Below are 14,310 nucleotides of genomic sequence, written 5' to 3'. Positions count from 1 at the left end.
TTTGTAATGGAGTGTGATCATTTTGAAGTATTCAATAAGCTTAAACTCAGCATTTAAAGCTTTACTCACTGTAATAGGAGTTAATATATTACTAGTCATTGTTTTATTTTCTTTAGGTTATTTTTTAGATATTCTTCCTTCTTTTACATTGTTTGGCTATAAAATCATTGTGTTCCCTTTCAGTCTATTTGTGTTTATTTTGAGCTTGATTTCTGAAATTAAAGTAAAGAATAAGAGATTGGTTGACATTGAAGGAGAATCTAGTGAAAAGAAGAGTAGAATGGATAAATATCATACTTAAATCTTTTTATGATTGAGGTGAAACAGTTGGACCTCGAGAAAGAAGTCTTACAAAACCTAAATGAGCGCATTAATATAATAAGAGAACATCAGAAAGCAGATGGATCTTGGGAATATTGTTTTGAAGGTTCAATCATAACAGATTGCTTTATGTTAATTCTTTTAAATGATTTAACTTTATTAGATAAAGAAAAAGAGTTATGTGAAAAAATTGCAAAACGCTTAATCAAGTTACAAGAAGAAAATGGCTCATGGAAATTATATGAAGATGAAAAAAATGGAAATCTATCTGCCACCGTTCAAGCTTATATTGCATTATTAGTATCTAAAACATATGAAAAAGACCATCCAAGTATGAAGAAAGCAGAAACCTTTATTCAAACCAATGGCGGTATTGGAAAAGTACATTTTATGACAAAAATGATACTAGCGATACATGGATTCATTCCATATCCAATATTCTTTCATTTTCCGATGAGTTATTTTCTACTCCCAAACAATTTTCCTCTCAGTTTATTTGAACTAAGTAGTTATGCCCGAGTTCATTTAATCCCAATGATTCTATGTATTAATAAACGATTTATAGCCAAATCTGATAAGACAATTCATCTAAATCATTTACATTCGAATGAAGAGATAGAGTGGTTTGATGATGAGAGAGATTCATTTTTTCATTTTTTAGTAGAAGAGGGTAAGAAGCTTGCTTCGTATCCGCTATATTTTCAAAATAAAGGATATGAAAAAGCCGAAAAATTTATATTAGACAGAATCGAAACAAATGGTACATTTTATAGCTACGCTAGTTCTACATTTTATATGATTTACGCCTTATTGGCGCTTGGCTATGAAACTAGCTCAAAAGAAATTCAACAAGCATTAAGTGGTTTAATCTCATATTCATTTGAAACCGAAGATGGAATCCATATTCAAAATTCACCTTCACAGGTTTGGGATACGGCGTTACTTTCCTATGCATTACAAGAAGCAGGCGTTCCCTCAACAGATGTTTTAATCAAAAAATCAGTTGAATATTTAAATAAAAAACAGCAAGTACTAAGAGGGGATTGGTCAATACATGCTAAAAAAATCAATCCTGGAGGATGGGGATTTTCGGAAGATAATTCATTTATACCAGATAATGATGATACAAGTGCAGCGTTAAGAGCGCTAACAAGAAGTGCTATGTCAGACCCAACCCAACTTGAAAAATGGCAAAAAGGTATTCAGTTTTTATTAGGCTTGCAAAATCATGATGGTGGATGGGGCGCGTTTGAAAAAAACGTCACAAATAAATGGTTAACGTATTTACCAATTGAAAATGCCAAGGATGCTATCATTGATCCTTCTACAGCTGATTTGACTGGCCGCGTTTTAGAGTTTATTGGAAACTACACTACAATTAAGCAAGAAGATGAACAGGTTGAAAAAGCGATAGAGTGGATTTTAGAGCACCAAGAAACAAATGGTAGCTGGTATGGTAGATGGGGAATTTGTTATATTTATGGAACATGGGCGGCTATAACTGGTCTTAGATCAATCGGAATCCCAAAGAATCATGAAGCAATTCAAAAGGCTGCAAAATGGCTAATCAGTGTGCAAAATCAAGATGGAGGATGGGGAGAGTCTGGTTATTCGGCTGTAAAAAAATGTTATGTACCACTAAAGTACAGTACCCCTAGTCAAACGGCATGGGCAGTTGACGCTTTATTAACGATTCTAGATAAAGATGATGAAGTGATAAAAAGAGGGATTCAATATTTATTGGCACAAAAACAAAAAACACAAAAAGAATTAGCATATCCTACGGGTCTAGGTCTACCAGGTGGTTTTTATATTCATTACCATAGTTATCAATATATTTATCCTTTACTTGCATTGGCTCATTATCATAACAAATAATATTATTATGTAAACTAGTGTTATCATAAAATAGTAAATTATGTCCATTTTTCAAATTTTCATAAAATATGTTTCTTTAATTGGTTAATTATAGTAAACTAGTCATATTAAAAAATAACTGAATATTCCTTATCGAGAGTGGTGGAGGGACTGGCCCTTTGAAACCCGGCAACTTTAGCTTTAGCTAAAAAGTGCTAAATCCAGCATGTTTTTAACATGAGAGATAAGGCGTGGATTGTAGATAACGTCATTCTTTCATTTTAGAAAGAATGGCGTTTTTATTTTTGTAAGGGAAGTGATCGCTTGGGCTTGTTGGAAAAATTAAATAATGGAATTGTATTAGGTGATGGAGCTATGGGTACTCTGTTATATTCTGGGGGGTTACATAGCTGTTTTGAAGAATTAAATATTACTGAACGAGATCGAATTATTCATATTCATGAACAATATATTAACGCTGGTGCAGAGGTCATTCAAACAAATTCTTATGGTGCAAATGCTGGAAAACTAAGACAACATGGATTGGAAAAACTAGTTAAACAAATCAATCAAATGGCTGTCAGAAATGCTAGAGAAGCTTCTAAAGGAAGAGCACTAATACTTGGTGGTATTGGTGGAATGAAATATATCGGTTCAACTTTTGCGACTCCGTTAGAAAGAGAAATCATGTTGTTAGAGCAAGCCTCTGCCTTACTAGAAGAAGGCGTAGATGGCATCATGCTAGAGACTTTTTATGATGAACATGAATTATATGATGCTGTTTCCTTATTAAGAGAACGTACAGACATCCCAATCATTGCCCAAGTAACATTACAAGAAATCGGTGTGATGCAAAGCGGTCAATATATAGAAAAAATTCTCCCTAAATTAGTTGATTTAGGAGCAGATGTAGTAGGAATTAATTGTCATTTAGGACCACTACACATGATTGAATCGTTAAATACGGTTGCTTTACCGAAAAAAGGATTTTTGTCAGCATTTCCAAACTCAGGTCTTCCTTTGTATGAAGAAGGTAAGTACGTATATAAATCGAATCCAGAATATTTTGAAGATATGGCAAAACCATTTATTGAACAAGGCGTTCGTTTGATTGGTGGTTGTTGTGGTACAACACCCGCACACATTGCCGCACTTCGCAATAAAATAGATAATTTAAAGCCTGTCACACAAAAAGAAATCAACAATCGAACAATTACAATAAAAATACCAAAGCAGCCTGAACAAAAAAATGAAACACTAGCTGAGAAAGCAAAACAGAGAACAACGATAATCGCGGAACTGGACCCACCAAAAACTTTACAAACCAGACGTTTTTTTGAAGGGGCTAAGGCTTTAAATAACGCAGGAGCAGATGCGATTACATTAGCAGATAATCCATTAGCTTCACCAAGGATATCTAATGTAGCAATTGCGTCCATGTTACAACGATTAAATATACCTGTCCTAACCCATTTAACTTGTCGTGATCGAAATATGATTGGCCTTCAATCACATTTAATGGGTTTATCGACTTTAGGTTTAAATGAAGTTTTAGCAATTACAGGCGACCCTGCAAGAGTAGGAGACTTCCCTGGTGCTACATCGGTATATGATGTTGCATCATTTGAACTCATTCGCATGATCAAAGAAATGAATGAAGGTAGACTGTATTCCGGTAAAAGTTTAGGAAACGGTACTAGATTTTCAGTAGCCGCTGCATTTAATCCAAATGTTAGGAAAATGGATGCTGCCATTAAAAGACTAGAGAAAAAGGTTGAAGCGGGGGCAGATTACTTTTTAACACAACCTGTCTATGATTTAGAAACAATCGATCGTTTATATGAATCCACTAGACATATCAATCAGCCAATATTTATTGGGATTATGCCACTAATTAGTAAAAAGAACGCTGATTTTATTCATTATGAGGTACCAGGTATTACATTAACTGATGAGGTTAGAAATCGAATTGACATCAATGATCCTTTATTAGCAATTGAAGAAGGCAAAAAAATTGCAAAAGAACTTGTAGATTATGCAATTGATAAATTTAATGGAATCTACTTGATTACTCCATTCTTAAAATATGAAATTACTGAAGAACTAATCCAATACACTAAAACTCGTAAAAAAGAGGAGATTCAATTATGAAAGCATTAGAGGCAGCATTAAACGAACGTATTCTACTCCTAGATGGAGCTATGGGAACGATGATTCAACAACGAAACCTACAAGCTGATGATTTTGGAGGTGAAGAACTAGAAGGATGTAATGAATATTTAGTTGTCACTCGTCCAGATGTCATTCAAGAAATCCATGAAGAATATATACTAGCTGGTTCAGATATTATCGAAACAAACACATTTGGTGCAACAAATATCGTTTTATCTGATTACAATTTGCAGCATTTAGATATCGAATTAAATGAAAAAGCTGCACAAATTGCGAAAGCTGCTGTACATTCTTCTGGAAAAAATGTGTTTGTAGCTGGTGCAATGGGCCCAACTACAAAAGCAATTAGTGTCACTGGTGGTGTAACGTTTGATGACTTAATTACTGCTTATTTTCGTCAAGCAATTGGACTATTAAATGGTGGAGTTGACTTACTTTTAGTTGAAACATGTCAGGATATGAGAAATGTTAAAGCTGCTTGTATCGGGATTAGTAATGCTTTTAAAGAATTAAACAAAACAATTCCGGTAATGATTTCAGGAACAATCGAACCTATGGGTACTACACTTGCTGGCCAAACTATTGATGCATTTTATTTAGCGATTGAGCACATTTCACCAATTTCAATTGGATTAAACTGTGCGACTGGTCCTGAATTTATGCGAGACCATGTAAGATCATTATCTGAGCTTTCTGAAACATATGTATCTTGTTATCCTAATGCAGGATTACCAGATGAGGATGGACATTATCATGAGTCACCAGAGTCATTAGCATACAAAGTACGTGATTTTGCCGAACAAGGTTGGGTCAATATACTAGGTGGTTGTTGTGGCACAACACCAGATCATATTAAAGCAATGAAAGAAGCTATTTCAGGAATCAAACCGCGTCAATTAAAAAAGCGAACAGATCATGCGGTTAGTGGATTAGAATCACTAATTTATGATGATAGTATGAGACCACTATTTGTTGGTGAGAGAACGAATGTTATAGGTTCTAGAAAATTTAAAAATTTAATCGCTGATGGGAAATATGAGGAAGCTGCTGAAATCGCCAGAGCACAAGTTAAAAAAGGTGCACATGTTATTGATGTCTGTATGGCTGATCCTGACCGTGAAGAATTAGCTGACATGGAAAATTTCCTAAAACAATTGGTTAATAAAATAAAAGTTCCAATTATGATTGACTCAACTGATGAAAAAGTAATTGAACTCGCATTAACTTATATCCAAGGTAAAGCAATTATTAACTCTATTAATCTAGAGGATGCTGAAGAACGATTTGAAAAAATTTGTCCATTAATTCATAAGTATGGTGCTGCGGTAGTCGTCGGAACGATTGATGAAGATGGAATGGCAGTAACTGCGGAACGTAAATTAGAAATCGCTAAACGTAGTTATCAATTATTAACTGAAAAATATCATATTCGACCTTCAGATATCATTTTTGATCCACTTGTATTTCCAGTAGGAACTGGAGACGTTCAATACATTGGTTCTGCAAAAGCGACGATTGAAGGCATACGTTTGATAAAAGAAGCACTACCTGAGTGTTTAACGATTCTAGGATTAAGTAATATTTCATTCGGTCTTCCAAACAGTGGGCGTGAAGTATTAAATGCAGTCTTTCTATACCATTCAACGAAAGCTGGTTTAGATTATGCAATTGTAAATACTGAAAAACTAGAAAGATTTGCATCAATACCCCAAGTCGAACGTGAATTAGCAGAAGAACTACTATTTAATACATCTCAAGAAACATTAGATCGATTTGTAGAGCATTTTCGTCATTCTGTAAAAAAGGAAGAAAAACCGAAGGAACTTTTACCAGTTGAGGAAAGACTGGCAGCATGCATTGTAGAAGGTTCGAAGCAAGGCTTAATTGATGATTTGCAACTTTGTATTGATCGCGGTGATACACCATTAAATATCATTAATGGACCATTAATGACAGGTATGGACGAGGTTGGACGATTATTTAACAATAATGAACTAATCGTTGCTGAAGTATTACAAAGCGCTGAAGTCATGAAGGCTTCCGTAACATTTTTGGAACAATTTATGGAAGTTTCTGAGAGTTCACGTAAAGGTAAAGTGATTTTGGCTACTGTTAAAGGTGATGTTCATGATATTGGTAAAAATTTAGTTGATATTATCTTGACGAACAATGGATTTGAGGTAATCAACTTAGGAATCAATATTCGACCAGATGATTTAATTACCCAAATTCGTAAAAATGAACCAGATATTATTGGCTTATCAGGTTTATTAGTCAAATCAGCCCAACAAATGGTGATTACAGCGGGAGATTTGAAAAATGCAGGTATTGATACACCTATTTTAGTAGGTGGAGCAGCACTAACAAGAAAGTTTACAGATAATCGTATTCAACCAATCTATGATGGTTTAGTTGTTTATTCTAATGATGCGATGACAGGTTTAGATTTGGCAAATAAAATCGTCAATCCAATTGAGCGTCAAAGTTTAATAGAAAATAAAAAGGTAATAAAAAATGATAATCAATTGAATGAATTACCTCAATTAGAAATAAATACAACTAGATCAAACATTCAACCGTCTGATTGTTTGGTTCCGTCATCATTAAAGAAGACTGTCATTAAAAATATTCCTGTATCACAAGTTGCGCCATTTATAAACTATCAAATGTTGATTGGGCACCATTTAGGTGTGAAAGGTAAATGGGATAAACAAGAAAGAGGTCAGGAATTATATGAATTAGTTCAAGAATTATTAAGAGATGGAAACGAATATTTTGACTGTCAAGTAATCTATCAATTCTTCCCTGCACAAAGCGAAGGAAATGACGTGGTTATTTATGATTCTATTACTTCAAAACCTATTGAACGTTTTCAATTTCCTCGACAAAGTAAGGAGCCAGGTCTTTGTATAAGTGACTTCTTAAACCCTGTCGGAGAAAAAATGGACTATGTTGGATTTTTCTCAGTTACTTCAGGACCAAGGGTGAGAAACATTGCAGAAAGATGGAAGGAAGAAGGAGAATATTTAAAAAGTCATGTTTTATTTTCCTTAGCTTTAGAGCTAGCAGAAGGTCTTGCAGAAAAAACGCATATGTTAATGAGAGAAAAATGGGGGTTCCCAGACGCAGCTGATTTTACAATGCAGGAAAGATTTAAAGCTAAATATCAAGGTATTAGAGTTTCGTTTGGGTATCCTGCATGTCCAAATTTAGAGGATCAAGAGAAATTATTTAAGTTAATTAATCCAAATGAAATCGGTATTAATCTGACAGAGGGCTTTATGATGCTACCTGAAGCATCAGTAACAGCAATGGTATTCTCACATAAAGACGGAAGATACTTCTCAGTGTAACAAATTAGAATACTGTAATATCTATATAAATAATCAAAATTTGGCAGTAAATAGAAATGATTTGATGTCTATTTCTGCCAAATATCTATGTATTCTACATTAGGAGCGATTAAAAACATGCCAATTATCATAAATAAGGATTTACCTGCTACTGAAGTGTTATCTAAAGAGAATGTATTTTATATGACGAAAGAACGCGCTGAAACACAAGATATCCGTCCTTTAAATATAGGAATCTTAAACCTTATGCCAACAAAAATAGAAACTGAAACACAAATACTACGATTAATCGCAAATTCTCCATTACAAGTTGATGTTGAATTAATTGGTACAGAATCATACAAGCCTAAAAATATTTCTGAGGAACATGTAACTAGTTTTTATAAAACATTTTCTCAGGTACAAGATACGAAATATGACGGTTTTATCATAACCGGTGCACCAGTTGAAACGTTAGAATTTGAAGAGGTGGATTATTGGTCTGAATTAAAAGAAATAATGGAATATACAAAGGAAAATGTCACCTCAACTCTACATATATGTTGGGGCGCACAAGCCGGCTTGTATCATCATTATGGCATACCTAAACACGCTTTAGAGCAAAAGATGTTTGGTGTTTTTCCACATACTTTAGAAGACCGTTTTGTAAACCTTGTAAGAGGGTTTGATGATGAGTATTATGTTCCACATTCTCGACATACTGAAATTAAAAAAGAGGATATTGATAAAGTAAGTGGTTTGAAAATTTTAAGTATGTCTAATGAAGCTGGTGTACATTTAGTTTCAAGTGAGGATGGGAAACAAATTTTTGCTACTGGTCATAGTGAGTACTGTGAGAACACATTAAAAAATGAATATGATAGAGATAGACAAAGAGGCTTAGCAATTCAGGTCCCTAAACATTACTATCAAAATGATGATCCTGCAAACCCACCAATTGTCCGTTGGAGAAGTCATGGTAATCTCTTATTCTCAAATTGGTTAAATTACTATGTTTATCAGGAAACGCCATATACATTGTAAAGCTATCTAAATACTTCACAAAGAATTCAAAAAGAATGTAAAATTATTAGAAAATTTAAAATTATCATTGCTATTTTCAAAAAACATTACCATAATGGTAATTATATCTAAAATTAAAACGGAGGAGTTATCATGAAGAACTGTATTTCTATCGGTTTATTAGGACTAGGAACTGTTGGTAGTGGGGTTGTCAAAATTGTAGAAGCCCACCAAGATCGCTTAGCTCATCAAATTGGTTGTTCTGTCGAGGTTAAAAAAGTACTTGTAAAGAATCTTGAGAAGGAACGTGCAATTACGATTCAAAAAGACTTACTAACGACAGATGCGACAGAAATATTAGATGATGCTGATGTTGATGTTGTCGTTGAAGTAATGGGTGGAATCGAAGACGCTAGAAGATACATTCTCCATGCTCTTCGAAATAAAAAACATGTTGTAACGGCAAATAAAGACTTAATGGCTTTATATGGTACTGAGTTGTTAAGAGTAGCAAACGAAAATAAATGTGATCTATTTTATGAAGCAAGCGTTGCAGGTGGTATTCCAATTATTCGTAGTTTAGTAGACGGATTAGCAGCTGACCGTGTGACGAAGCTAATGGGAATTGTAAATGGTACGACGAATTTCATTTTAACAAAAATGAGCAATGAAGGAAGACCATATGAAGATGTTTTAAAAGAAGCACAAGAACTAGGCTTTGCAGAATCTGATCCAACCTCTGATGTTGAAGGACTTGATGCAGCAAGGAAAATGACAATTCTTTCAAAACTTGGTTTCTCAATGGATGTCGAGCTTGAAGATGTTCAAGTTAGAGGAATTAGTTCAGTATCGGCAGAGGATATTGATTATGCAAGATATTTTGGTTATACAATGAAATTAATCGGTTATGCAAAAAGAAGTGAAAATAGAATTGAAGTAAGTGTTGGACCTACTTTAATCTCTCATAGTCATCCATTAGCATCGGTTAGTAATGAATTTAATGCAGTTTATGTATATGGAGAAGCGGTAGGCGAAACGATGTTTTATGGACCGGGTGCAGGAAGCTTACCAACTGCCACTGCAATCGTATCTGATTTAGTTGCTGTTATGAAAAATATGCGTTTAGGTGTAAATGGAACAAGTGCAGTATTACCACAATATCCAAAAGAGCTAAAAGATGATCATGAAATTCATTTTAAATCATTTTTCCGATTTACAGTTCAAGATCAATTAGGATCGTTTGCAAAAATAACGTCTCTATTTACTGAGTGTGATATCAGTTTTGAAAAAATCATTCAAGTACCTTTAAAACATCAAGGGTTAGCTGAAATTATTTTAGTGACTCATCAAGCTTCAAGTGCTGCATTTAAGAAAGTCATTCGAGATTTAGAATCATCAGATGTAGTAGATGAAGTTCGAAGTTATTATCGAATTGCAGGTGAAGAATGAGATGTATAAAGGATTAATCAATCGATATACAGATTTTTTACCAGTTAATGAACATACACCACTACTAACTTTAAATGAAGGAAATACGCCTTTGCTTTATTTACCTACATTATCAAATGAATGGGGAATAGAGCTTTATGTAAAATTAGAAGGGCTAAATCCAACTGGATCATTCAAAGATCGTGGTATGGTAATGGCAGTTGCAAAAGCAAAGGAAGAAGGTAGTACTGCAATTATTTGTGCGTCTACTGGTAATACTTCAGCAGCTGCTGCGGCATACGCAGCAAGAGCTGGCATGAAATGTATCGTCATTATTCCAAATGGCAAAATTGCTTATGGAAAATTAGCGCAAGCTGTCATGTATGGAGCCCATATTATTAGTATCGATGGAAACTTTGATCATGCATTACAAATGGTTAGAAAAATAAGTGAAACTGAACCAATTACGCTAGTTAATTCTGTAAACCCTTATCGAATTGAAGGTCAAAAAACGGCCGCTTTTGAATTATGTGAACAATTAGATGCTTCGCCTGATGTTTTAGCGATTCCAGTTGGAAATGCGGGTAATATAACTGCTTATTGGAAAGGTTTCCTTGAATACAACCATGCAAAAGGGTACTCTTTGCCAAAAATGCATGGGTTCCAAGCAGAAGGGGCTGCACCAATCGTAAATAATCAAAAAGTTGAAAATCCTGAAACAATCGCGACAGCAATCCGAATTGGAAATCCAGCGAGCTGGGAGCAAGCCGTTAATGCCATCAATCAGTCGGATGGAAAAATTGATAGCGTATCAGACGCTGAAATACTCGAAGCTTATAAATTGATTGCATCAAAAGAAGGTGTTTTTGCTGAGCCAGGTTCATGTGCAAGTATAGCTGGAGTTTATAAACACATTCAGAATGGTTTGATCAAACGTGGATCAAAAGTTGTTGCCATTTTAACAGGAAATGGATTAAAGGATCCTGATATCGCTATCCAATCGAATCAAATTGAACCAATTTTATTACCAAATGACCAAAAAATAGTAGCAGAGCATTTACAAGGTGTGGTAACAGTATGAAAAAGCGATTTGAAATCACAGTCCCTGCTAGTACAGCGAATGTAGGGCCTGGATTTGATTCAATTGGAATAGCTTTAGGTAGATTTTTAAATATAGAAGTTTTTCAACATAGTTCGTTTAGCTGCGAGGCAATCGGTGAATATTTAACAGGTATTCCGACTGATGAATCCAATTTAATTTTTCAGACGGCCATTGAGGTAGCAAAACAATATAATCAAAATTTACCAACCTGCCATATGAGGCTTAGGAGTAATATTCCATTAACAAGAGGTCTTGGAAGTAGTGCTTCAGCAATTGTAGGTGGGATATTATTAGCGAATGAATTATGTCATCTAAACTTAACGTTAGAGGAACAACTATCAATTGCAACATCCATGGAAGGACACATGGACAATGTTGGGGCATCAATTTATGGTGGATTGGTAATTGGGACTTATATAGATAAAAAGGCATATATTCAACATTCAACTATAAATAAAGTTTCAGTCATTGCAATCATCCCGTCATATGAATTAGAAACTAAACATGCTAGAAATATTTTACCTAAGGAAATTCCTCACAAAGATGCAATCTTATCTAGTAGCTTTAGTAATTTACTCGTTGCTGCATTGTTAAGTGAAAATTGGAAACTTGCAGGAGATATGATGAAACGGGATTTATTTCACGAACCATATCGAAGTAAAATCGTAAATGAATTAGAAGTATTAAAAAATCAAACACTCCCACAATATGTTTATGGTCACGTATTAAGCGGTGCTGGACCAACAATCCTTGCTTTTGTAGAGAAAGAATATTGTCAAAATGCCAAAGAATTTTTTGGAAATTTATTCCCTCACTATGAAGTAAGCGAATTGTCTGTTGAAAATTCTGGTGCTAAGGTAGTACATTTTGTGCAAATGAATTAAAAAACCACTCATTTATGCATTGCTAACTATTGTTAGACTAAAGCTAACAAATAGGGGCAGTACACATGAATGAGTGGTTTTATTTGTTTGGCTTTTTATTATATTGATCAGCTAGTAATTGTTTCACTTGATTATACGTTAAGCCTGAATTTGCATTTTGATTTTTTACTTCTTCAATATCAGTTCCAGCTATTGTTAATTTCTTATCTTCCACAAAAATCAGCTCCAAACATTAGATGTATTCAGTTTATTATGTAGTATAGTTTGCTTAATTATTCTGATACTAAGGTTGATTAAACCATCGGAGGTAGAACTTTGTCTTTTTTATTTAGTGATCATTCTTTAACTTTTTTTGACTGGACTTTAAGAGCAGCTGTAGGATTTATTTTTATGTTAATTAGTGTGAAAATATTAGGGCAAAGAACGATTTCGCAAATGAGATTGCTTGATTTTGTCATCGTCCTCATTGTAGGAAATATCATTGCACATCCATTATCAGATGAACAATTATCATTAACAGATTCTTTTATTTCAATAGGAGTATTAGTCATCTTATATTTAATGTGTAATTATTTAACTTTTAGATCAAATAAGTTTAAACATTATGTCAATCCACATCCCTTGCATCTTATTTCTAATGGAGAAATACAATATAAAAATTTAAAAAAAGCACGAATTACCATTGATGAACTACTTTCAGAGCTTAGAAAGGAAAAAATTGACGATCCGAAGAAGGTTGCGTTAGCTTGTTGGGAAGCTGGAGGTTTTATTTCAACATTTTTATATCCGAAATATGAGCACCCAACACGAGAAGATCTTCAATTAAAAGAGAAACCATTCCATTTTAATCAACCAATCATTAAAGATGGCGCTATTGAACAAGAGGTTTTGACGAAAATAAACAAGGATACAAGTTGGTTAATCGCAGAATTAAAGAATACATACAATGCTCAAATCAATGAAATATTACTAGCAACTTTAAATGAAAATGATAAGATAGATATATATTTATATAAATAAAATCGAGGTTATTTTCATGTTTGAAGTGCTACTTAGAATAGGCGGATTTGTAATTGGAATGATTTTTAGATTCTTTGCTGAGATTTTGCTTGAAGTTATTTTCCACTTTTTAATTGAAAAACCGTTTAGCAAACTATTTGAAAAACTGGGTTTTCCAATTCGAAATAAAAACGAAGAGTTAGTCTTAGGACGAATAGCTGTACTTGAAGTTGAGCCGTGGTTTGACTCATATAAAATGTATACGGTTGAAATGGCACAAAGGAAAAGTATTCGCAAATTAATATTAAAATGTAATATGAATGAAATTCTTTCAAATGAAGAAAAACGCATTGAATTCCTAAATGAGTTAGAACGCAAGCTTTTTGATTTGAATAAAAATGGATTAAGAACAAGAAAAACGAGCCAATACTAATGGCTCGTTTTTTATTATTTCTTATATACTTTTACAGTTACTGTTTTAACTCCCCAATTAAGGGCTTTTTTCTGATTTGGGATAAATACGTCAATTTTGTTGCCTTTAAGTGCTCCACCAGTATCGCCTGCGATAGCGTAACCGTAGCCTTCAACATAAACCTTAGAACCTAATGGAATAACTTTAGGATCAACAGAAATAACTTTTAAATCAGGATTCTTTTTTAAATTAAGTCCCGTTGCTGTTTTACCACTGCAACCTTTACAGTTTCCTGTATAAGCAGACGCTTTCATTTTTAAAACTTTAACAGGTTTTGCAGTTGTTGAAGTTGTTTTCTTTGTTGTACTTTTCTTAGCTGGTTTAATTTGTAGTACTTGATTAATGTTAATTCGGTCTGTTTTCAATTTGTTCCAATATTTTAATTGAGATACAGTAACCTTATGTTTTTTTGAAATTTCCGATAAAGTATCACCAGATTTAACCTTGTAAGAGTACGCATATGTATGATTTGTAAATCCCATTGTTAGAAAAACAGTAGTAACAAAACATGTTATCATTTTTTTCATATTTTTCGCTCCTGTCTATTTCTATGTTTCATACTTTACCATGGAAATGTGACAGTTAGATTTCAAGAGCTTTTAGATTATATTACAAATATATTACTTTTGACATATTAGCAATATATGGAAGAGGGTGTAAATAGCCTTACAGTTTCGACATAAAGAAAAATAGTAATCAATTAATTTGCTCAAGTAGATA

General features: G+C 33.7%; 12 protein-coding genes and 1 riboswitch. Of the genes, 10 read left to right on the top strand and 2 right to left on the bottom strand.

What is annotated here, in order from left to right; all coding sequences use genetic code 11:
• Positions 1-22 precede the first annotated feature (22 nt).
• From ACX6U0_RS02275 to thrB, 8 genes are all read left to right on the top strand, one after another.
• Entirely contained in the window at positions 23-301 is a 279-nt protein-coding gene (locus tag ACX6U0_RS02275) for a hypothetical protein (protein ID WP_464958389.1), read from the top strand.
• Positions 302-327: 26 nt separating this feature from the next.
• Positions 328-2,199, top strand: coding sequence for a squalene--hopene cyclase (shc, locus tag ACX6U0_RS02270; protein WP_464958388.1), 1,872 nt, complete (start codon positions 328-330; stop codon positions 2,197-2,199).
• A 126-nt stretch (positions 2,200-2,325) separates the two neighbouring features.
• Positions 2,326-2,429: riboswitch (SAM riboswitch) on the top strand.
• 73 nt (positions 2,430-2,502) lie between these two features.
• Positions 2,503-4,329 (top strand): bifunctional homocysteine S-methyltransferase/methylenetetrahydrofolate reductase, encoded by a 1,827-nt coding sequence (locus ACX6U0_RS02265; protein ID WP_464958387.1) that lies wholly within the window; start codon positions 2,503-2,505, stop codon positions 4,327-4,329.
• Positions 4,326-7,703: a methionine synthase gene (gene metH / locus ACX6U0_RS02260; RefSeq protein ID WP_464958386.1), complete on the top strand. Its 3,378-nt coding sequence runs from the start codon at positions 4,326-4,328 to the stop codon at positions 7,701-7,703. Before ACX6U0_RS02265 ends, metH begins: the two co-directional genes overlap by 4 nt.
• A gap of 117 nt (positions 7,704-7,820) precedes the next feature.
• Positions 7,821-8,726 (top strand): homoserine O-acetyltransferase MetA, encoded by a 906-nt coding sequence (gene metA, locus ACX6U0_RS02255; protein WP_464958385.1) that lies wholly within the window; start codon positions 7,821-7,823, stop codon positions 8,724-8,726.
• A gap of 132 nt (positions 8,727-8,858) precedes the next feature.
• On the top strand, positions 8,859-10,154 hold the full coding sequence (locus ACX6U0_RS02250) for a homoserine dehydrogenase (protein ID WP_464958384.1): 1,296 nt from the start codon (positions 8,859-8,861) through the stop codon (positions 10,152-10,154).
• A 1-nt stretch (position 10,155) separates the two neighbouring features.
• Entirely contained in the window at positions 10,156-11,214 is a 1,059-nt protein-coding gene (gene thrC, locus ACX6U0_RS02245; RefSeq protein ID WP_464958383.1) for a threonine synthase, read from the top strand.
• Complete coding sequence (thrB, locus tag ACX6U0_RS02240) at positions 11,211-12,119, top strand: homoserine kinase (RefSeq protein WP_464958382.1); 909 nt, start codon at positions 11,211-11,213, stop codon at positions 12,117-12,119. Before thrC ends, thrB begins: the two co-directional genes overlap by 4 nt.
• Positions 12,120-12,198: 79 nt before the next feature.
• On the opposite strand, the gene ACX6U0_RS02235 is transcribed toward thrB, so the two are convergent.
• The gene (locus tag ACX6U0_RS02235) at positions 12,199-12,333 is read right to left on the bottom strand and encodes a hypothetical protein (RefSeq protein WP_464958381.1); all 135 of its coding nucleotides are present in this window, start codon (positions 12,331-12,333) and stop codon (positions 12,199-12,201) included.
• A gap of 101 nt (positions 12,334-12,434) precedes the next feature.
• On the opposite strand from ACX6U0_RS02235, the gene ACX6U0_RS02230 reads away from it, so the two are divergent.
• Together ACX6U0_RS02230 and ACX6U0_RS02225 are read left to right on the top strand one after the other, a co-directional pair.
• Positions 12,435-13,139, top strand: a complete 705-nt coding sequence (locus ACX6U0_RS02230) for a DUF421 domain-containing protein (protein WP_464958380.1) — start codon at positions 12,435-12,437, stop codon at positions 13,137-13,139.
• A 16-nt stretch (positions 13,140-13,155) separates the two neighbouring features.
• Positions 13,156-13,551: a hypothetical protein gene (locus tag ACX6U0_RS02225; protein WP_464958379.1), complete on the top strand. Its 396-nt coding sequence runs from the start codon at positions 13,156-13,158 to the stop codon at positions 13,549-13,551.
• 14 nt (positions 13,552-13,565) lie between these two features.
• Here the strand turns inward: ACX6U0_RS02225 and ACX6U0_RS02220 are convergent, their stop codons facing one another.
• On the bottom strand, positions 13,566-14,117 hold the full coding sequence (locus ACX6U0_RS02220) for a 3D domain-containing protein (protein ID WP_464958378.1): 552 nt from the start codon (positions 14,115-14,117) through the stop codon (positions 13,566-13,568).
• Between the last annotated feature and the right edge of the window lie 193 nt (positions 14,118-14,310).

Source organism: Gottfriedia sp. ABJ_BB2_2, assembly GCF_055484705.1.
Note: the sequence above shows the minus strand (reverse complement) of the source record. Positions and strands in the feature narration are given on the sequence as shown.

Coding starts and splice junctions, on each gene's coding strand:
- metH (WP_464958386.1), top strand. CDS start 4,326: ATGAAAGCATTAGAGGCAGCATTAAACGAACGTATTCTACTCCTAGAT.
- metA (WP_464958385.1), top strand. CDS start 7,821: ATGCCAATTATCATAAATAAGGATTTACCTGCTACTGAAGTGTTATCT.
- ACX6U0_RS02250 (WP_464958384.1), top strand. CDS start 8,859: ATGAAGAACTGTATTTCTATCGGTTTATTAGGACTAGGAACTGTTGGT.
- thrC (WP_464958383.1), top strand. CDS start 10,156: ATGTATAAAGGATTAATCAATCGATATACAGATTTTTTACCAGTTAAT.
- thrB (WP_464958382.1), top strand. CDS start 11,211: ATGAAAAAGCGATTTGAAATCACAGTCCCTGCTAGTACAGCGAATGTA.
- ACX6U0_RS02225 (WP_464958379.1), top strand. CDS start 13,156: ATGTTTGAAGTGCTACTTAGAATAGGCGGATTTGTAATTGGAATGATT.
- ACX6U0_RS02220 (WP_464958378.1), bottom strand. CDS start 14,117: ATGAAAAAAATGATAACATGTTTTGTTACTACTGTTTTTCTAACAATG.